Consider the following 20,474-nt stretch of genomic DNA (forward strand, 5'->3'; position numbering starts at 1 on the left):
GCGGTTGACCAGCCTCGGCGAGATGGTCCAAACCAAGTGGGTAATTGCTATGTGGAGTTTTGGCGGATGAAGGGCATCGTTCTGGCAGGCGGGACGGGGTCTCGATTGTTCCCGTTGACCAAGGCTGTCTCAAAACAACTGATGCCGGTTTACGATAAGCCGATGATCTACTACCCACTAAGCGTGCTGATGCTGGCCGGTATTCGAGACGTTCTCATCATCACAACGCCCGAGGATCAGTCCCAGTTCAAGCGACTGCTGGGAGATGGGTCGATGTTCGGAATCAACATCGAGTTTGCCGTTCAAGAGCAACCGAACGGTCTGGCTGAAGCGTTCATTATCGGCGAGGACTTTGTGAAGGGCGGCCCGTCAGCGCTGGTCCTTGGGGACAACATATTTTACGGTGCCAATCTCGGCTTGATGTGCGCGCAGGCGGCTGCACAGGCCGACGGAGCGACGATCTTTGCCTACAAGGTTGCGCACCCGCAGCGCTATGGTGTTGTGTCCTTTGACAAGGACTTCAAGGCGTTGACGCTGGAAGAAAAGCCGAGCGCGCCCAAGTCGAACTGGGCGATTACCGGCCTGTATTTCTATGATGAACAGGTCGTCGATATCGCACGCGAATTGAAACCTTCCGAACGAGGTGAGCTCGAAATCACCGACGTCAACCGCGCCTATCTGGAAATGGACAAGCTGAAAGTGAAGCAGCTGGGCAGGGGATATGCCTGGTTGGACACCGGAACACATGACAGTCTGCACGAGGCATCCAGCTTTGTGCGTACGATCGAGCACCGGCAGGGCGTCAAGATCGCCTGTCCGGAGGAGATTGCTTTCGAAAAGGGCTATCTCGGGCGCGAAGAATTGCTTCATGCCGCAGACCAGCTCGGCAAGACAGAATACGCCGTTTACCTGCGTACACTTGCAAATCAGAATTGAGGACAGTGACTGATGAATGTGCGTGACCTTGGCCTTGATGGCGTCAAGGAAATCGTCCCGGCGCGCTATGGCGATGCCCGTGGCTATTTCAGCGAAACCTACAATCACCAACGTTTTGTTGACGCTGGAATTGAACTGAACTGGATTCAGGACAATCACTCCTTCTCTGCAGAGAAGCACGTGTTGCGAGGTCTCCACTTCCAGACCCCTCCATTCGCCCAGGATAAGCTTGTGCGCGTCGTTACCGGTGCGGTATTCGATGTGGCCGTGGATATTCGCAAGGGATCACCGGACTTCGGCCGGTGGACGGGGGTCACACTGACCGCGGAAGCGGGAAATCAAATCCTGGTACCGAAGGGCTTCGCGCACGGCTTCTTGACGCTGACGCCAGATGTACATGTCATCTACAAGGTCACGGCGCCCTATGCCCCGGACAATGATCGCTCTATTCGGTATGATGATGCGGAAATTGGAATTGAATGGCCTCTGGACGGCGCCGTGCCGCAACTCTCCCAGAAAGATGAACAGGCCGGCAGTCTGCAGGACACTGACACGGGATTTGTGTATCAGGGCTGATCAATCGATACCGTGATACTCCTTGTACCACGCGACAAATCTTTCGACGCCATCCTTGACGGATGTGGAGGGCCGGTACCCGACGGCTTCCGTCAGCTTGGTGACATCGGCATAGGTGTTTTTCACATCACCCGGCTGCATCGGCATCAAGTTGCGTGTGGCCTTGCGCCCCAGGGAATTTTCCAGAGCCTCCACATAATCGAGCAGTTTTACGGGCTGGTTGTTGCCGATATTGTAAATCCGGTACGGAGCATTTGACGTTGCCGGGTCTGGCGCGCTCGCGTCCCAGTCCGGATCAGGCTCCGCGACCTTTTCTGCAATTCGAAGGACGCCCTCAACGATGTCATCGACATAGGTGAAATCGCGAGACATTTCTCCATTGTTGAAGATGTTTATTGCCTCACCGCGGACGATCGCGTCCGTAAACAGGTACAGCGCCATATCGGGCCGCCCCCATGGTCCGTAGACGGTAAAAAATCGTAATCCTGTGGTGGGTAGGCGATACAGGTGGCTGTAGGCATGTGCCATCAACTCATTTGCCTTCTTGGTGGCGGAATAGAGTTGTAGCGGATGGTTCGCCCCGTGAGATTCACTGTAGGGAGATGTCGTATTCGCGCCATAGGCGCTTGATGTCGACGCGTAGACCAGATGGGGCGTTTTGGCTGTTCGGCAAGCTTCCAGCATGTTGGCAAAGCCGACCAGATTCGACGATACGTATTCTTCAGGATGGGTGATCGAATGGCGCACCCCAGCCTGAGCGGCCAGATGAATCACGCGATGAAATTCATGTGACGCAAAGCAGGCATTCAGCTCTGCTGCGTTCTCTAGATTTCCCTCGACAAAGTTGAACGAAACGCCTTCTTTTGCCGATGTGTTTTCCAGCTCTTTCAGGCGCGCGCGTTTCAAGGCGGGATCGTAATACGTATTTAGATTGTCGAACCCCACGACGGGCACGCCCCGTTTCAGAAGCGTGTTTGCCACATGAAATCCGATGAACCCTGCGCTGCCGGTGACCAGGTAGGTTTTGCTATCTGTGGCTGAGGGCATTTAATCGAATTCCGTGATGGTTCAGGTGAGGGCAGGGACCAATCCAGTTGGTCGTTGCGATACAGAGCGGGCAATCTTGTTGATACTGCGTCGCGGGCGGGCAGGCTAGGTGTCGCGTTTTGCCCAGAAGTTCAAAGTTCCCAGCTCTCCCAAGTGCGACATGGGTTTGCTGCGGCTGCGCTTGGCATAATTGCCAGACTTCCCGATCTGGTACCGGAAGCCGAGGCGCGTGAGGGTCGAAAGAACATCGTCCAGGGCAATATCTGACGGGTTTGCGCCCAGATGCCATTCCACGCACATTTGTTTGACATTGGCGAGAGCATCCCCGGCGGCCATTAGGACTTCTCCTTCAGCGCCTTCGATATCCAGTTTCAGGAATTCCACTTCGCGATCGAGATAATCTGCCAGAGGTACTGTTTCGATTGTCAGCTCCTCAATTTCATCGCCAAATGTCTTGCGTCGCTCGGTAAGGGATCCTGCCATACTGTAGTCGCCGGACATGAAGAATGTGGCGATGCCCGGCTTTGCGGCCAAGCCTTTCTTCAACACTGTTACGTCACTCAGCTTGTTGCGGACGATATTTTTCGACGCCAGATCGTGAAGGAAGGGGACAGGTTCGAATGCCAGAACCTCTGCATCCGGATAAAGTTCCTTGAAGTACACGCTCGACATCCCGAAATTGGCGCCAGCGTCGATAATGTAAGGCTTCATCTGATCGGTATCGAAATAGTATTCCTGATCCATGAGGATTTCATGGATCAGTGTCCAGATCGCATGCTTGTCAACATAGGTCAGCGTTGAATCGCGCATCAGGAATTCCTGCCCGCGGCACAAATGCTCGGTGAAGAAATCTCGCAGTACGATGTCGTTTGGAAAACCACCATCGGGAATGGGAGCTGTCTGCAAATCTTTCAGGACCGGGCTGTCGCCGTAATACACTTTCAGTCTGGAAATCATGTCCAGGTACTTCGAAAATCCGTCCAACTGGCGCTGCTTCATTGGCCAGGCGCCGGACAGGATGCCCACTGCTTCTCTCTCGTTGAGTTGAGAGGTCAGGATGGAATTCCGGACGGAGGAAAGTTCACCAATAGCGGCCTGAACTTCTCCGTTTCCAAAGAAAGCCTTTCGGTTGTCATCGCTCAGAGCGTACTCGGTGAGGAATCGGAGATCGCTTCCGAGCGCGTTTCGGATTGAAGTAGTCGCAATAGCTGCGGTTTGGACTTCTCCGTTTCCAAAGAAGGCGTTCCGGTTGTCATCGTTCAGAGCGTACTCAGTGAGGAAGCGGAGATCGTTTCCGAGTGCGCTTCGGATTGACGTCGTCGCCGTGGCCGCAACCTGAACTTCTTCCTTCCCGAAGAAGGCTTTTCGGTTCTCATCGCTCAAGGCAAATTCGGTAAGGAATCGAACGTCATTCCCAAGCGTGCGACGGATAGATGTGGTCGCGGTTGCGGCGGCCTGAATTTCTCCATTTCCGAAGAACGCTTTGCGATTTTCGTCGGATAAAGCGGACTGCACAAGAAAACGGACATCTTTGCCAAATTTGTCGCGGATGCCGGTCTGCTTCGATGCAATGGTTCGGATACGGCCATCCGCGAAGAACGCATTGCGGTTCTTGTCGGCCAAGACTGAATTGATCAGAAACTCGACATCTCTTCCAAGCCTTTCCCGAATCCAGGGCAGGGCAAGAAATCGATCGCGCATACTGGGTCGGCTGGCTACGCCATCAAAGAGCTCCGGCGAATCATCGACGAACGCGCTCAAAAGATCGGACTTTTCTTCAACAGATGTCGTGCGTTTGACTTCAGCCAGCAGGAGTTGCCTGAACCTGCTGCTTTTCAACAGCAGTCGGCAGAGTTTGGAAATCAGTCTCTTCATAATCGGGCGCTTTGGCTACTTGCGATGAGGAATGGCGGCAGTGTATCTGACCCGCCCGTACAATTGGGGGCGTTAATTCGACACTTTGAAGATATTGTATTGATACTGCATGCTGATCGGGTTCCACACCATGAAGCGGTTGGGCGATACTTTGAATTCAAGGATCGCGTCGCGCCACAGATATGCATTGCCTTCGTGGATGGATATCGTGACAACATAATACCCAGCGGCAAATGGAATGTCGGCAATATTCACACGACAGAGGACCCTGCTGTCGCCATTCTGCTTCAATAGGTCACCGTTCAAGGTAGAGATGGTTGAAAGGCGTTTGCCGTCCTTGGTGTGGAAGACGAGAGAGACGTTCAGGTCGTTGATGGGTCGTTGTGGCGTGAAGCCGAATTCAATGGCGAATGGCTTGTTTACCTGAAGCGTATTGGTCGGCTGGCCATCGGAAAGCACGACAGCGCGAAAATCCTGAAAGCCCGTGGGTTCTATGTGCCCACCATAAAGCTCTTCGACCTGATTTTCGGATATGGTCGGTCGTTTCCACTGAAGCTGTGGGTTCTGGGCCAGGAAGCTCTTGTCTGGATCGTCGATGACCTTGTTGTCCTTCGGCGTCAGATTGCTCCAACGCTGCGCGACTTTCGCCGAAAGTGGCCGGGCAGGCTGTGTTGGAGCGTGCTGCATCGGGGGGCTGGCCTCGGTCAGGGCCGCTGCCGGCTCTTCATTGCGCGACATCTCCTGATCAATGAATTCGAGATATTGCGCCGTAACTTGGTCGACCGGGCCGTCAGCCTGCAGTTCGCCCGCATGAATCCAGAGTGCACGGTCGCAGAACTGCCTGATGCTCGTCATCGAGTGTGACACCAGCAGCATGGCAACGCCCTGCTGTTTCATGGCCTGCAAGTGCAGCTTGCATTTGTTCTGGAAGGCCAGGTCTCCCACGGACAAGGCTTCGTCGATCACAATGAGATCGGGCCGCAGGAATATGCAGAGTGCGAAACCAAGCCGCGATTTCATGCCGGAGCTATAGGTTTCCACTGGTCCATCAATAAAGGCGCCGACCTCGGCAAAGTCTATGATCTGTTCCACAAGCTCTGGACTGCGCTTTGGACTGATTCCGCGCATGCGCATGCCGTTGAGAATGTTTTCACGACCGCTGAGCCGTTGATTGAATCCCGCCCCCAGATTGATCAGTGCCTGAATCTCACCATTGATCGAGACGTGTCCCTTTGTCGGGGCAAGAAGGCCCGACAACAGCTTCATGAGCGTTGTCTTTCCGCTGCCGTTTCGGCCGATCACGCCCACGGCATCTCCGGGGCGGATATCCAGGCTCACATCACGCAGGGCCCAGAATTCTTCTTCATCGCGGTCATGCTTTGGAGGGAGGCAGAAGATGTTGCCCAGTATGTCGTTGAAATTGCGCGACACATTGTTCTGCCGCCGTCTGGGAAAACTACGGCCGATCTGCGAGGCGGAGATGATGGGGCGTTGCGTACTCACGTCAGACATAAGCTCTCATGGTACGATGATAAGCGAACCAGCTGACGCAGAAGAGCGCCATGATGCCGAGGGCAACATAAAAAAGCGGCAGGATGTGGGACAGGCTGGGCGAGAGCAGGCAAAAGCGCAATTCCTCGATCGTCAGAGCAACCGGATTGCCATGCTTGAAAATGGCGAGCCCTCCGGTGAGCGGGAAGACCGCGCCCGAGAGGTACAGCATCGGCCGGGCAATCACGCCAACGGCCAGCTTCAAGTCGCCGGAAACGAGCGTAAATGGCGCAAAAAACAGACCTACCGCGACTCCGCCGAGGGCGCAGATTGGCGACATGGCAATAAACAGCAACGCATTCTGCCATTCCAGCAATCCCTGAGCGGCCGCGAGGCCGAGCACGATTGGGACACGCATGCAGAGCAGGAACAGGGATCTGAACACCATGGCCATCATCAGGCTTTCAGGCGGCATGGCATAATTGCCGATAAGTCCACTCGCGCGCTGAAGCGATGTCAGGGACATCATCATGCCGTCGAAGAATGTTTGCCAGATCAGGATGCCACTGACAGCAAAGAGGGAAAACGGCATGTTGAGCCCGCTGACTTCCAGCGACCCACTGCTGCGCAGGGCGATGAAAACGCCAGCGATCGCGAGGGGCTCGATAAAAGCCCAGAACAGGCCCATCTTCGTGTGAACATATTCGATGCGAATATCACGGGCGGCAAGGTTCCAACCCTGTCGTGGTGCGCTGGAGACTCCGCCGAACATGTCGGCGAGGGTCTGCTTTGCCTTGCTGAAAGCCGCTGAACTCAACTGCACTACTCCTTCGTCTCCATTATCGTCATTGACGCAATGGGCCGATGTATTTTTACGGCTCGAAATGCGGACACCGGAATTTGGCCCAGTTTAGGGTATTTTTCGCTGGTTTGGAGTCGCAGGCAAGGCGGTCAAGCATGAAAAATAAAATAGAATTCAAGGTTTTACGGCCTTTTTGTGTGGTTCCGTCTGATGGGCTGTGCCCGCCACAGATTCAAACAGCGCCACGATCCGTGACGCACTTGCTGACGGGTTATGCCCCCGCGATACGCGCTTTGACAAGTTCTCATCAACGGTCCCGTTGGCCGTCACCAGAGCGCTGACGTCGCGCCCCATTGCCTTTGCGTCGAAGTCGGCAATGAGATGTCCGGCTTCATAATTCCGCACAAGGTCAGCAGCGCCGCCCCCATCTGCAAAGGCCAGCACAGGCACCCCAAGCATACCGGCCTCGATGGCGACGCGCGGATAGGGGTCTTCGCGCGAAGTGATCAGCACGGCGGACGCTCTGCGAAAGTAAGCATATGGGTGAGCTTTGACGCCTGGAAACAGCACATTTGATTCAAGGCCAGCCTCATGGACGGTGTGTTTGAGGCTCTGCATCATGTCGCCATCGCCGAGCCACGCAAAGACCAGCCGGCCAGCGCCGTCATGCATGTTGAGGGCTGTTTTGGCAGCCTCAACGAACAGGTCGGGTCCCTTGCGAGGGATCAGGCTTCCAGCGCCAATAATGAGTGTGTCCAGCTCGCCAAGTTTCAGGTCGTCATTCACGTCGCCGCGCGCTGCATCAGCAGCAGCCATTTGCTCCGGGGGTATTTTAACGGCCGGAGGTTCGACCCGAAGTTTTTCGTCCGGCACGGAGAAGTCCTGCGACAGGTCCCTCATGACGCTGCGGGACGCGCACAGAAACATGTCCGTCTTGTTCATCGTGCTCTTGAGACGCCGCGCATCAAGCGCGCGGATTGTCGGCCCCATTTCACGCACGTGCGTGACGATTGGGGTGTCGAGGTCAAGCTCGTCAACGACATCGCCGCAATGCGTTGTATTTGCGTAGATGATGTCGGGCTTCCAGTTCCGGATCTCCTGTCGGAGTCTTGCGGTGCGCTGCCGATCTTGCCGTCCGAGACAATAGGGTCTGTCCGGGGAGCGCACGCATTTTATTGCCATAAGTGGGTCGAATCGCAGGGCTGTGCTCAATCCGTCGGACAGGTCGAATTGCGGTGACTCACGCCAGATATGGGTTGGGGCCGTTTCGCGATAGGCCTCGCCCAACTCGCCACCGCGCCGAAGGATGATCGTCAACTCATGGCCCAGCGATATCATCTCCCGTGCCAATTGCAGCGCACTGATCGGGGCGCCGGTACGATCGGCAGCATGGGAAATCATGAGAATGCGCATGACTATGACTTGTCAGGGAACAGTGAGTGAAAGTCGACTCTGTCGAACACGTCCAGCTTTCCCCCGATACCTGCATTGTATATATGACGTCCTGCGTCTTCAAATGCAGCGCGGGCAACGCCAAAGGCCTGATTTTGCAGGTCAAAATTTGGTATGCCGATGACATCCCCGACTTGATAATAGTCTTTCGTGAAATGCGCTTGATTCACCAGATCGATATTCTCTTCCGACACGTGGATCTTACCCGGCGGGAATTGTTCCGCCAGCGGTCCATAGTCCATATCTACGCCGATCAGATAAACCGGATCGCAGCCAAGATGGTAGGCGAGCTGGAGCGCGATGTAGCTGATCGTGGATCCAAGGTAGACCGAATGAGAAAAGTCACGCGAGAACTGAATGCCGGGATCTGTCCAATAGGCTTCGTCGGCAAGCCGCGCATTCATGAACAGAAGGTTGTTCCAGGGGCGCGCGATCCCATGCGCATTATAGATGGCGGCAATCTTCAGCGGCCCATCTATATTTCGAATATCCTGACCACGAATTTCGGTCTGCTCAATGTCCTCGAACAACAGGTAATCCGGGGTAAAGCCCCATTCCTGAAACGCCTTGTAGGCGCCGTTTGAGGCAATCGTGATCTCGTCCTTCAGCGCGGAAAGGTCCATGTTGCGAAGGCTGGGGCCATTGCCCAGTACGAAGGCGCGGCGGCCCTTGCCCGAATTCTTCAGTGCCGCAAGCTTGCGCTCGTCGCCCGGCACGATGCCGATGCGAAGACCGCGTGCATCCTGTTTCAGGCCGATACGATCATAATAACGCTGGCGCGCAGCGCGCAGGCGCAGATACCCCAGCGGGTACTTCCATTTCGGAAAGTTGCGGGACCAGCTGATCATTGGGCGACCGCTTTGGTACTGAGAGGAGCAGGTTGGCTTGTGCGATCGGCGTGAAGGTGACGCATGATCCTTGATAGGGGCCGTTCATGATCAGGATTAATACACATGAACTCAAAGCGATCTTTTGGCGAATCGGTCAGGGCGAAAGCACCTGCACGCTAGACGCCTCCGATCCCCGTTTCAATCTGCTAGCAGGTAAGGCGGCTGCGTGTGTTCAGGCAACGCTGGTGGTTGAAGTGTTCAAGCGCTGTGGCAGTCGGCCATCATACTTGATAATTTGAGGGACACGGCCTATCGCTGGCCCGGACGAGCCCTGACCTCTTCTGGGGGCGCAACTTACAGATTGAAAGTGAGACTATCGTGGCTGCAGATACCCAGTTCCTGAACGATTATTTCGGCAGATTGGAAACCTTCGCGCGCCCCAATGACGCGGTATTCGAGCAATTGGGGCAGGTGCGTGACCTGTGGGTCCGGTCGAAAAACGCAGGTGGCAAGGTGATCTTCATCGGCAATGGTGGGTCTGCAGGAATTGCATCGCATCTCGCGATTGATCTTGGCAAGAACGGCCACATTCCGGCGGCATGTTTCAATGATGGCGCTCAAATCACCTGTCTCTCCAATGATTACGGATTCGAGAACTGGATTGCCCACGCTCTGCGGATTCAGGGCAAGCCAGAAGATACGCTGGTTGCGATCAGCTCGTCCGGTGGCTCAAAGAATATTCTCAATGCTGTCGAGCAGGCCCGCAAAATGGGGATCTCCGTTACGACGTGTTCTGCAATGAACCCGGAAAACCCGCTTCGCAAACTCGGAGATGTAAACCTCTGGGCCGACAGTCACGCCTACAATATCGTCGAGACGGTTCACCAGTTCTGGATGATGGCCGTTATCGACATGATCATCGGCAAGGCCGAGTATCCGCCGAATTGATCGGCAAAAAATTCAGATACCAGAGCTATTGTTCTGGTGTCTGGCCTAGGGCGGACTCGGCAAGTGCCGGTGAAGAATCCAGCGCAAAAAGTGTTTCGAATACCGTATCGCCAATCAGCTTGTTTCCCTGATGGTTGGGGTGGCGGGGATCGTGGTAGAGTCCTGTTTTTCCTGCAAATACGTCGCTGATGTCCGTGCAGTACATAAGTTCTTCGCAATGGCGACGTGCTGCCGTGTAAAAAGCTGCCGCTTTTTCAGCGTAGTCAGGTTTTGAGCTGAGCATTGCGGCGTAAAGCTCGGCTTCCGAATCGGTCGGCATGTAACCTGGTTCGATTCCCATGGCTGGCTGCAGGAATACATGGAAGCGTGCGCCCATTTGCGCGCTGGCCGCATTCATCAGCTCAACGTTGCGGCGCCACATTTCTGCATCTGTCATTTCGTAGCTAGAGCCTGCTGTCACGGTGAGCTGAGTATCTTTCTCGCCGCCTGATTTCATGGCGGCCACCAGGTTCGGCATGAAGCGTGGCGGTTGGTGTCCTTTGCCGGCGAGTGTTCTGAGCATCACGAGCTGATAGGGGCTGACCATGGGGTGCTCGCGCAGGCTGTGTGAGAAGTTCAGATCATTGACGCCGCTGAGTGAGACCACAACATCTGGCGCAAGCGCCGGGACATCGCGAATAAGCTTTAGCAGTTCCTGATTGGTCGAGTATCCGGATACCGCGCCATTGTAGACGACCGCAGGTCCTGTCGGGCCTTCATTGAGGCGCGTGAAAAGGGTTTCGCTCCAGGCCCCCCAATCGCTCTCATAGTAGGGATCGCTCGTACTGCCACCGAGCACAACCAAGCGCAGCGCAGCGCCACTCGTCTCGTCGCCTGACGTCCGGAAACCGGGCCGGCGCCAAGCGGGCTCAGACGTAGGGCCGCCTGCCGGTCGCGCATATCCAAGTTGCGGGTCGAGTACGTTCAGTCCCTGCGACAACCGACGGTCTACGACGGTTTCCTTTTTGCCCTGCTTGTCGGAAGACTGCCAGACCAGTGAGTATTGAGGTGCACCCTTTGCGCCCAGATACGCTCTCGCCATCAGGTCGGTAGCCAACAACAGAATCAGCGTTGCCAAGATTGTGAGGATACCGAGCACGATCTTTGCCTGTCGGCTCAAGACAACGCTATGCGGTGTTTCCGAAAGTGGTTGTTCGTTCATGTCTCAGGCACCGCTCGGTGTTGTCTTTGGTGATCGTGTCAATCGAGATCGAAAGCGTTCTTGTAGTCAAGCACGAGGGCAGGATCCTGATCCGACTTGCGCAGTATGGCGCGGCCGCAGACCAGTAGATCCATCTCCGTTCCCATCAGGCAGCGGAATGCGTCGCCAGGAGATTCCACAATGGGCTCCCCGCGAACATTGAAACTGGTGTTCACAACAACTGCGCAGCCGGTCCTCTGCTTAAACGCGCTGAGCAGCTTGTGGTAGAGCGGGTTCGTCTCGGCATGCACCGTTTGCACGCGCGCGGAATAATCAAGATGGGTTATTGCCGGGAGCGTCGAGCGGATGTCGTTCACGCGATCGATGCCATGTTTGGAAGAGCTGTCTGACTCAGGCTGTACGCGCAGTCGATCGACAACATCAGCGACGAGCAGCATGTATGGACTGTCGCTGTTCAGGTCGAAATAGTCTGCTGCATCTTCGGCCAGTACGGACGGGGCAAAGGGGCGGAAACTTTCGCGAAACTTGATCTTCAGGTTCAGGTTGCGCTGGGTTTCGGGATTTCGTGGGTCGGCAATGATCGACCGGCCGCCCAATGCGCGAGGGCCAAATTCCATACGCCCCTGAAACCAGCCAATTGCCATACCGCTATCCAGCGCTTTGGCGGTGGTTTGGATCATCGTGTCCTCGTCCACGACCTCGAATACAGCGCCAGCTGAGGTCAAGGCTGCGTTGATATCTTCCTGCGAATAGTCCGGGCCGAGATAGGCGCCGCTCATGGCATCGCCGTCACCCGTCAGGAGGCGATCGGTGTCCAGATAACGATGGTGGGCTAGCAAGGCCGCGCCGAGCGCGCCGCCGGCATCACCTGCTGCGGGCTGGACCCAGATATTCTTGAAGTGGCCGTCCCGCAGGATTTTGCCATTGGCAACACAATTGAGGGCGACGCCGCCGGCCATGCAGAGATTGTCGATGGCGAACTCAGCGTGTAGCGCGCGGGTCATGCGCAGCATCACATTCTCTGTCACTTTCTGGATCGATGCAGCCATGTCGAAGTGGAACTGCGTCAGCTGGCTCTCAGACGTGCGCGCAGGCTCACCAAACAGGTCGTGGAAAGCCTTGTTGGTCATTTGCAGGCCGGTGACATAGTCGAAATAGCGCATGTCCAGCCAGAAGCTGCCATCATCGGCAATGGAGATCAGCTTCTCTTCCATGAGGTCTGCAAATCGCGGCTCGCCATATGGTGCGAGCCCCATAACCTTGTACTCGCCGGAATTGACCTTGAAACCGAGATACCCCGTGATCGCGGAATAGAGCAGGCCCAGTGAGTGCGGGAAGCGGATCTCCCGAATGCGCCGTAATTCCTTGCCTCTGCCGACAGAGACCGACGTGGTGGCCCATTCGCCGACCCCGTCCATTGTCAGGACAATCGCTTCGTCGAAAGGCGAGGGATAAAATGCCGATGCCGCGTGACTGTCATGATGCTGGGCAAACACCATACGGTTGCCCGCATCAGGATCATTGAAATCATCCCGGAAGATCTTTGCCATGTTCGACTTCTGGAAGAGCTTTCCCTTGATCCAACTCGGCATGGCGATCGCAAATGTCTTGCGACCGCGCGGGGCGCTGGTCAGGTAGGTCTCGATCAGGCGCTCAAACTTGAGCAGCGGTTTCTCGAAATAGGCGATGTGTTGCACGTCGCTGAGCTCGATGCCCGCTTCGTCGAGACAATAGCGCGTCGCTTTTGCCGGAAAGCCTGCATCATGCTTGACCCGGGTGAAGCGTTCTTCCTGGGCGGCTGCGACGATCTTGCCGTCGCACAGCAGAACGGCCGCGCTGTCATGGAAGTAGGCTGAAATGCCCAGGATATATGTCGGCATCACTTAGAACAGGGAGTAAATGAACGGGGCTAATGGTGAGCCTTGTGCAAACACCAGCGCCCCGCCAATCAGCAAAACGAACAGGAATACAGGCAACAACCAGAATTTCCTGCGCTGCGAAAAGTATAACGCCAGCTCTTTCAGAATCTCTTTCATCTCAGAACTGTCTCTCCATTGCGGCCCGGTCCTGAGGATCCGTCGATTCGCACCAGTATGAGCCGGTTTGGGGCCTCTTGTGAATGCGCAATGGATCGCGCCCCATACGCAAGAGCAGGCCGTAGGGCGTAATGAAGCCGTAATACATGATGCCCATCACAAGCGGGTTGACGATCTTGGCCAGACCCAGTGCAAGCAAGCCCCACAAATATGCGAGTCCCTTCAGCCAACGCGGCGCGACGAAGGCGACGAGCGCAAACAACAGGGCTGCGCCCGCGAGGGCCAATGATAGCTGAACATGGTTGCGCAGCAGGACGGCCGCGATCGCGGAAACGGCTGCGAATGTGTATCCGACACTACGGGGGGAGGCCGGAGGCGGTGCAGTGTGTTCGACCTTTTCGAAGGCACTCATCCTGTCGTCCCGCTTCTCACTTCGGCTTCGCGCTCGTCTACCCCGATTGGTTCCTGGCGGCAATGTCTTGCACGTCTGGTACGCGTTGCGGAATTTTACGGACTGCTGGTTGCTCCCAAGCCACTGCTGGCAAGCATGCCAGTTTCGCTGAAGCGCTTTGCAAGAAAGGCGGAGCCCTCGGGTGTGAGGTGGCCCGAATCCCATTGAAACAGCAGCGGCATCTCCTCTGCTATGAGGCAAATGTCGCCTTCCGTACAGAAGATATCAAGGGGATCAAAATAGGCAACTTCTTCCTCTCTTGCGAGTGCTTCCAATTCTCCGTTTACGATACGTAGGCCGCGCAACATGAAACGAGACGTGTTCATCTGATTGGCGGTAACACCGCGGCGTTGCACAATATCCGGCAGCGAATGTTGGTACTCCGCGCTTCGGCCGAAAATTATGGGCTTAACACCCAGCGCCTTGAGATGACGTATGGTTTCACGAAGAGGTTTAATGTCGGTTCTGCTCCATCTCGCGGCGAGGATTGCGTTTTGAGGGCGTATGCGCGGCAGGTCGACCGAATAGATGTGGTCCATGAATGAGGCGCAGGGCGTGTCCGCCGGTTCATGCCCCATAATCGGCGAGCATGACGAAAAATTACCCTGCATTATATTTATGCTTGGAAAGGTCGCAATCAGGCCAGGATACAGGTGGGCGGCATGGCTATCTCCGAGAAGAATAATATTTTGCTTCCCTGGTACAGTGGTAAGGCATTTTTCGCGACTGATCTTGTTTTCGAAACCTACGGCACCTGAGTAGCAAACGCTTGAGCGATAAGTTGCAAAAATTGCAAGTTTATCCACATTCATCAGCTCAAGTTCGGGCTTCGTGTACCGCGACGTCCAGCCGCCTGACAACCATGCGCCGGTAGAAGGTAGTGCAATCAGAGCCAAACTGGCGACAAGACCAGCAATAAAGATACGATTGCTTCTCTGGGGCTGGGATTGAGATGGGTGCCGGAATGGTTGTTCGATGAAATGGTACATTAGGGCGCCGGCGGCCATTGCCGCGAGCACAAGTACGACGCTTTCCGTCGGACTGAGCTCTACAAATCGCCAGTATGTGTAGAACACAATGATAGGCCAATGAGCCAAGTAAACTGAGTAGGATATTTTCCCAAGATAAACAGCTACAGGATTTCCCAAAATAAATCCCAGCCGGCCCGGTGCACGTGCGATGTGGATAATCATCGCCGCCCCCAAACATGGGAGTATGGCGTTTAGGCCAGGAAATCTTGTGCTACCATTATATAAGAAGATGGCGGTGGTGACGGCAGTCAGCCCGAGCGCAAATATGATATCTCTTACCCACCGGTTCCAAGCGGACGGAGCAGGAAAGAATGCCAAAACCGCGCCGATACAGAACTCAAAAGCTCGAAACGGGGTTAGGTAAAACACAGCTGTAGGATGATCCGGAAGCATCGCTTCGGACGCGCAGAGGGAGCCAATCGACAGAATGGCTATAATGCTCAGCGCCGTTCGACGTCCTCCGAATCGCAGTGATACGGCAAGCATTGCAGGCCAGACAAGGTAGAACTGTTCTTCAACACCCAGCGACCAAAAATGAAGCAACGGCTTAGTCTCTGCCGCAGCATCCCAGTAGCCTGTTTGCAGCCAGAAATATATGTTCGGGAGCGAGAATAAAGAATAGACTGATGAGATGCCCAATTCTTCAAGGTGCTCAGGCGAGAGCAACCAAGATCCTATCAGAAGGCATGCGGCCAAGGTAAAGAATCCCGCCGGCAAGAGCCGCCTTGCCCTGCGAAGATAGAACTTCCCGAAGCTGAATTCGCCCCTCTCCTGGTCGGTAAGAAGGTGACCTGTGATCAGGTAGCCGGAGATTACAAAGAAGACGTCGACACCGACGTAACCGCCGGAAAATACTGAGAATCCGGCATGAAATAACAGCACAGACATGACGGCGACGGAACGCAGTCCGTCAACCGCAGGAAGATATGTTCGCTTCATATGATTTCTTTGTTTCGCTGGCTTCAAGTCTTGGTACGGTCTCATGAGGTCGCTGCCAAGAAATGACCGCTGTCAATGTTGTCCGTCTAGAGTTTATTGCCTAAGGGAGTCTAATTGCTTGCCTTTGACTGGCAAGACACGTGCGGGGCTGTTTCGTGCATATTGAGCGACGTTTTACGTCGGTGGGAGTTTCCGAGAAAATGATTGTTTGGACCAACAGGTTTCCTGAAAAGGAAAAGGCTGCCGGTTATTTGCGTCTCGTGCGGGCGCGCATGAATTTCTTTGACCAGATCAAGCCGGGTCGCAACGGTGCTGGCAAGTTCGGGTTTTATCGCCGGCCGGGATTCCAGACGACGCTGCGCCACATGCGCAACAAGCACCAGGGCAAGCCGGGATTCATTATCGGGAATGGTCCGAGCCTGAAGGAAATGGACCTGACGCCGCTGCGCGACCAGATCACGTTCGGGGCCAATGGCATCTACCAGATGTTCGACGAATGGGGCTTCCACACCAAATATCTCCTGTTCGAAGATACAGAGCAGACCGAGTTGCGCCGCAAGGAAATCCACAATGTTGTGGGGCCGACCAAAATGGCGGCGATCTACAACGCGTACTGTTTCAAGAATTTCAACGACACGCTGTTTTTCAATGCGCGCCGGGGAGACCCGTACTATTTCGACGAAATGGGAATCCAGTTCTCCCGTGACTTTTCCAACATCGTGTATCTGGGCTCGACCATCACTTATATCGCGTTGCAGCTGGCCTACTATCTGGGCTGCAATCCGGTCTACCTGATTGGCGTCGATCACAGTTATGGTGCGCTGGCCAAGAATTTTCCGCCCGGCAAGATCGAGGTGACCAAGGAGAACTACGAACTCGTTCGGCAGTGCCACATGAACCCCGATTATTACCAGATCGGAGACGTGATCGGCGTGCCAAACACCTCACTTCAGGACAAGGCTTATGAAGTGGCCGCCGACGCCTACAAGCAGGCTGGCCGCGAAATCTACAATGCCGGCGTCAACAGCTTCCTTGATGCATTTCCCCGAACAGATTTTGACAGCATTTTCAAAAAGTAGACATGACCGAAAAGAAACGCATCCTGTTCATATCGCATCACGGCACGATGAGTGGCGCGCCCATAAGCCTGCTTACGCTGATGAAGCATTTTGCCGCCAATCGGGACTGGGAATTCCAGGTTCTGATGCGCAAGGAAGGTCCGCTGCGCAGTGAGTTTGAAAAACTCGCGCCAACTCATGTCTACTACCAGCATTTTTTGGATCCGGCCGATATGCGCCCGGAAGGGGCGAAACGACCGCCTCTGCCAGAAGACGTTCGGCGGCGAAAATTCCGCCAGTGGCGACATGAACAGCGCCTGCGGCTGAAACTGCGTCAATTCAAGCCTGATCTTGTGTATTCCAACACGACTGTGAACGGGGACTTGCTGGCCAAGCTAGGCATCAAGGCACCGACGCTCATCCATGTGCGGGAATTATGGACGACGATCGCGCTGTACAATCAGGTCCAATTGAATGCGTTCAAGCAGCCGGATTACAAATATTTCGCCGTTTCCGAATTTGTTCGGAATTATCTGAAAGATACATTCTCCATCCCACATGAGCGCATCGGGATCGTGCCCGGCTCCATGGAGCCGGAAGTTTTCGACAAGAAGGCTGAAGATCTCACCGTCGGCGAGATGCGCAAGGAACTCGCACTGCCTGAAGATGCTGTGATCATTGGCGGTCTGGGGTCAGTCGATAGCCGGAAGGGGGTCGATTATTTCGTCGATACCGCCCTGGATGTCCTGCGTTCCGAACCGAAGGGGCGGCCCGTCTACTTCGTCTGGATAGGTGATGGCGGTATGCGGCAGGATATGTTGAAGAAAGTGGAAGATGCGGGATTTTCCGGTCGGGTCGTCTTCCCGGGCGCGCGCAAGAACCCCTATCCATATTTGAAACTGTTTGAAATTGGATTGATGACATCGCGCGATGACCCCTTTCCACGCTCGGTCATGGAAATGGCTGCGTTTGGCGCGCCAATTATCTGTTTCAAGGGTTCAGGCGGCGCGGCAGAATTCGTGCTGGATGATGCCGGGATTGTGCTGGATGATTTCAGCGCAGCTGACATGGCCGACGCCGTTCGAAGCATACTGGCGAATGACGCGGCAAAAGCAGCTTTTGCAATTGCTGCTCGCCGCAAAGCGCGCGAAGACTATGAGACGACACGTATAGGAGAAAGTGCTGCCATCCTGCTCGACAAGATGATGGCAGGCGCACGTTCCTAAGGCTTGAACCAAGTGGGGTATCCAGTGACGGATGTACAAGACAACAAGGATGAACTTGAGGTGCTGCAGAAGGAAAATGCTGCGTTGAAAAAGATAGTCCGCTCATTGAAAGACAAGATCAACAAGGTCGGCGTCGATGAGGAGAAGAGCCCACTGTGGCGCGCACTCGGGCATTTCTATTCTCCGGTCGCCAACATTGAAGACATCAAGGCCGACGAAGCGCGAATTTTCAATCGTGATCGGCGTACCCTGCCTGGCATCGGCCTGAACGAAGACAAGCAATTGGCCGTGCTTGAAGAGTTTGCGTCCTTCTATGACGATATTCCATTTGGCGACGAGCCTTCTGACAAGATGCGCTACGGCTTCCTGAATGGGGGCTACTCCTACTCCGATGCCATCTCGCTTTACAGCATGATGCGCCGCGTCAAACCCAAGCGCATCGTCGAGGTCGGGTCCGGGTATTCCTCGTGCTGTATGCTCGATACCAATGACGCATTCTTCAATGGTGATATCGATATCCGTTTCGTCGAACCCTATCCGCAATTGTTGAAATCGCTGGTGCGTCCTTCCGATCTCGAGACCCGTGAAATCATCGAAAAGCGGGTTCAGGACGTCGATATCGAAGTCTTCACCTCGCTGCAGGAAAACGACATTCTGTTTGTCGATTCGACACACGTCTCTCGCGTGGGCAGTGATGTGAACCACATGTTCTTCGAGATACTCCCGCACATCAATGAGGGGGTGTACGTTCATTTCCACGATATCCACTATCCGTTCGAGTATCCCGAGCATTGGGTGTATCAGGGCCGCTGGTGGACAGAGACCTATCTCCTTCGGGCGTTTCTCGAATTCAATAGCGACTTCGAAATCGTCTACACGAATACATTCATGCAGAGGTTCCACCGCGAGTTTTTCGAGGAGCGCATGCCATTGTGCCTGAAGAACCAAGGGGCCAGTATCTGGCTTCGGCGCAAGAAAAAGTCGACTGAAGAGTAGGCTTGTCCGCACGTGCTTGTTCAGGGGCTGGCATGAAAATCCTTATTTGCAGCATCATGCCTCAAGGTGCCTATTCGGGCGGGCGCTACCATGCGTGGATGATGGCACAGGCGTTTGCCGCGCTTGGTCACCAGGTCACGTTTTGGACGAACAATACGCCGATTTTCATTGACGACTTCGAGGATTTCGACTTCGGCGACCGGTTTGCGTTGCGGCTGACGCGGGATTTTTCGGACACACCCGATGGGCCGTGGGATTTTGTCTGGATTATTCCGCACAAGCATCCGCCAGTGAAAGTGTTCCGGCGGGCGCTGGACATTTCCGTCGCGAATAAGGCGAAGCTCGGAATGCTGAGTTTCGAGACCCCCAACTGGATTGCGAAGACCGCAGAACACGGCACAAACCAGAAGCCCTGGGACGCGTGGAAGGCTATTGGGCCGCACTTGGATGTGGTTCTCGCGTCGACACTGGAAGGTGAGACGCATGCGGAAGAATACTTTGCTGATACAGGTGCCCGCTTTCATCACATCAATCCACCCATCAATGATCTGGCCGCTGCGGAGGCCAAAGCCCTTGCAGTAAAGTCCGATGATCGCCGATCCGTCATCTGTATCACGCGTTTCGGGGGCGCGTTCGGATACAAGGGCGGTATGGAATTGCTCGATCATGCTGGACCCGCCCTGTCGGGATGCCGGCTGACATTTATTGTCGGAACAGCGACGATGGATGAATCCATTGCTTCAGCTTACCATGCATGGGGCGAAGAGCACGATGTGGAGGTCCACTTCCAGCATCGTGTGACTGATGTCGAGAAGTTCAAATTGCTGTACGAAGCAGATTTGATGCTCTTTCTGTCGAGGTTTGAGGGGTTTGGTTATCCGCCGGTCGAGGCGCTCTATTGTGGTGTACCGTGTGTCGTGTACGATCTTCCTGTGTTGAGAGAGGTCAGCGGAGACAAGCTGATTTACGCGTCAATGGACGAGCCAGAAGAGCTTGCGCCCATTATCTCCGATGTGCTCGACAATCTGCCTGCACGTCAGTCCGAAATCCGGCAGCATGATTATTCCAGCTTGGGCTTTGATGCTTATGTCCGCCTGATCGACGACCTGCTCGGACGCGAGGCCGAGTATGCACCCAAGGCGAACGTGACCTCCGAAGACGAGTTGCAGGCAACATGCAAAACACTCGTCGCCATCGACCAAGCGACTGCGAAACCAGTCGGACGCAGCGGTACGCCATCGCTGAAGCATAGGATCAAGCAGAACTTCGTCCGCTTGCTTGCTGGAACATTCCGCCGTGTGCCTGTCCTGAGGAAACTGTTCGGTCAGGCGATTTTGTCCCATCACAATCTTTCTCTTCTTCTGGAAGATCGGGCGATGGCGACGCTGATGTTCGAGAACAGGAAAGCGCTTACGCTGGCTATTCGGCGTAACCCAGGATTCCTCAAGCATCTCATGCTCTCACCACAAGCGCAGGAACTGTTACCTGAAGTGTTGGCCAGCCTTCGCGAGAAAGAGGCAGTTTCCGTCTCTCAGATTGCTGAGGAATTTCAAGAGACGAAGAATAGTTGAGTATGTTC

18 protein-coding genes are annotated in these 20,474 nt (G+C 54.9%); 7 read left to right on the forward strand and 11 right to left on the reverse strand.

Annotated features, from left to right (window positions below; translation table 11 throughout):
- Positions 1-66: 66 nt before the first annotated feature.
- Both rfbA and rfbC read left to right on the forward strand, forming a co-directional pair.
- Positions 67-936: a glucose-1-phosphate thymidylyltransferase RfbA gene (gene rfbA, locus L53_RS01515; RefSeq protein WP_034810906.1), complete on the forward strand. Its 870-nt coding sequence runs from the start codon at positions 67-69 to the stop codon at positions 934-936.
- A 12-nt stretch (positions 937-948) separates the two neighbouring features.
- The gene (gene rfbC, locus L53_RS01520; RefSeq protein ID WP_198019705.1) at positions 949-1,512 is read left to right on the forward strand and encodes a dTDP-4-dehydrorhamnose 3,5-epimerase; all 564 of its coding nucleotides are present in this window, start codon (positions 949-951) and stop codon (positions 1,510-1,512) included.
- On the opposite strand, the gene L53_RS01525 is transcribed toward rfbC, so the two are convergent.
- The 6 genes from L53_RS01525 to L53_RS01550 all read right to left on the reverse strand — a co-directional run bounded on the left by L53_RS01525 (position 1,513) and on the right by L53_RS01550 (position 9,027).
- Positions 1,513-2,559 carry an NAD-dependent epimerase gene (locus L53_RS01525; protein ID WP_034810911.1) on the reverse strand — a complete coding sequence of 349 codons (1,047 nt, stop codon included), beginning with the start codon at positions 2,557-2,559 and terminating at the stop codon, positions 1,513-1,515.
- Between the two features lie 105 nt (positions 2,560-2,664).
- A complete protein-coding gene (locus L53_RS01530) occupies positions 2,665-4,434 on the reverse strand; it encodes an FkbM family methyltransferase (protein WP_034810913.1) in 1,770 nt (589 codons plus the stop codon).
- 72 nt (positions 4,435-4,506) lie between these two features.
- Positions 4,507-5,946: an ABC transporter ATP-binding protein gene (locus L53_RS16085; protein WP_051607440.1), complete on the reverse strand. Its 1,440-nt coding sequence runs from the start codon at positions 5,944-5,946 to the stop codon at positions 4,507-4,509.
- Positions 5,939-6,742, reverse strand: coding sequence for an ABC transporter permease (locus L53_RS01540; protein ID WP_156947779.1), 804 nt, complete (start codon positions 6,740-6,742; stop codon positions 5,939-5,941). Before L53_RS01540 ends, L53_RS16085 begins: the two co-directional genes overlap by 8 nt.
- A gap of 159 nt (positions 6,743-6,901) precedes the next feature.
- A complete protein-coding gene (locus L53_RS01545) occupies positions 6,902-8,140 on the reverse strand; it encodes a glycosyltransferase (RefSeq protein ID WP_034810917.1) in 1,239 nt (412 codons plus the stop codon).
- 2 nt (positions 8,141-8,142) lie between these two features.
- Complete coding sequence (locus L53_RS01550; RefSeq protein WP_034810920.1) at positions 8,143-9,027, reverse strand: 6-hydroxymethylpterin diphosphokinase MptE-like protein; 885 nt, start codon at positions 9,025-9,027, stop codon at positions 8,143-8,145.
- A gap of 360 nt (positions 9,028-9,387) precedes the next feature.
- Here L53_RS01550 and L53_RS01555 point away from each other — a divergent pair, with 360 nt between their 5' ends.
- Positions 9,388-9,957 (forward strand): SIS domain-containing protein, encoded by a 570-nt coding sequence (locus L53_RS01555; RefSeq protein ID WP_198019706.1) that lies wholly within the window; start codon positions 9,388-9,390, stop codon positions 9,955-9,957.
- 25 nt (positions 9,958-9,982) lie between these two features.
- Here the strand turns inward: L53_RS01555 and L53_RS01560 are convergent, their stop codons facing one another.
- The 5 genes from L53_RS01560 to L53_RS01575 form a co-directional block, all read right to left on the reverse strand.
- Positions 9,983-11,158 (reverse strand): SGNH/GDSL hydrolase family protein, encoded by a 1,176-nt coding sequence (locus tag L53_RS01560; protein ID WP_034810925.1) that lies wholly within the window; start codon positions 11,156-11,158, stop codon positions 9,983-9,985.
- A gap of 38 nt (positions 11,159-11,196) precedes the next feature.
- Entirely contained in the window at positions 11,197-13,038 is a 1,842-nt protein-coding gene (locus L53_RS01565) for a carbamoyltransferase (RefSeq protein ID WP_034810927.1), read from the reverse strand.
- A gap of 3 nt (positions 13,039-13,041) precedes the next feature.
- A complete protein-coding gene (locus tag L53_RS17100; RefSeq protein WP_198019707.1) occupies positions 13,042-13,194 on the reverse strand; it encodes a DUF5989 family protein in 153 nt (50 codons plus the stop codon).
- Between the two features lies 1 nt (position 13,195).
- Entirely contained in the window at positions 13,196-13,606 is a 411-nt protein-coding gene (locus L53_RS01570) for a hypothetical protein (protein WP_051607441.1), read from the reverse strand.
- A gap of 95 nt (positions 13,607-13,701) precedes the next feature.
- Positions 13,702-15,615: an acyltransferase family protein gene (locus L53_RS01575; protein ID WP_051607442.1), complete on the reverse strand. Its 1,914-nt coding sequence runs from the start codon at positions 15,613-15,615 to the stop codon at positions 13,702-13,704.
- Positions 15,616-15,815: 200 nt separating this feature from the next.
- Between L53_RS01575 and L53_RS01580 the strand changes: the two genes are divergently transcribed.
- The 4 genes from L53_RS01580 to L53_RS01595 are packed head-to-tail and all read left to right on the forward strand — an operon-like array spanning position 15,816 to position 20,466.
- Positions 15,816-16,694: a 6-hydroxymethylpterin diphosphokinase MptE-like protein gene (locus tag L53_RS01580; RefSeq protein WP_034810929.1), complete on the forward strand. Its 879-nt coding sequence runs from the start codon at positions 15,816-15,818 to the stop codon at positions 16,692-16,694.
- Between the two features lie 2 nt (positions 16,695-16,696).
- Positions 16,697-17,899: a glycosyltransferase gene (locus tag L53_RS01585; RefSeq protein WP_034810931.1), complete on the forward strand. Its 1,203-nt coding sequence runs from the start codon at positions 16,697-16,699 to the stop codon at positions 17,897-17,899.
- Positions 17,900-17,923: 24 nt separating this feature from the next.
- Positions 17,924-18,895 (forward strand): class I SAM-dependent methyltransferase, encoded by a 972-nt coding sequence (locus tag L53_RS01590; protein ID WP_198019708.1) that lies wholly within the window; start codon positions 17,924-17,926, stop codon positions 18,893-18,895.
- Between the two features lie 32 nt (positions 18,896-18,927).
- Positions 18,928-20,466, forward strand: coding sequence for a glycosyltransferase family 4 protein (locus tag L53_RS01595; protein ID WP_034810933.1), 1,539 nt, complete (start codon positions 18,928-18,930; stop codon positions 20,464-20,466).
- Positions 20,467-20,474 lie beyond the last annotated feature (8 nt).

This window comes from Hyphomonas sp. L-53-1-40, from assembly GCF_000682775.1.
Classification (GTDB): Bacteria; Pseudomonadota; Alphaproteobacteria; order Caulobacterales; family Hyphomonadaceae; genus Hyphomonas.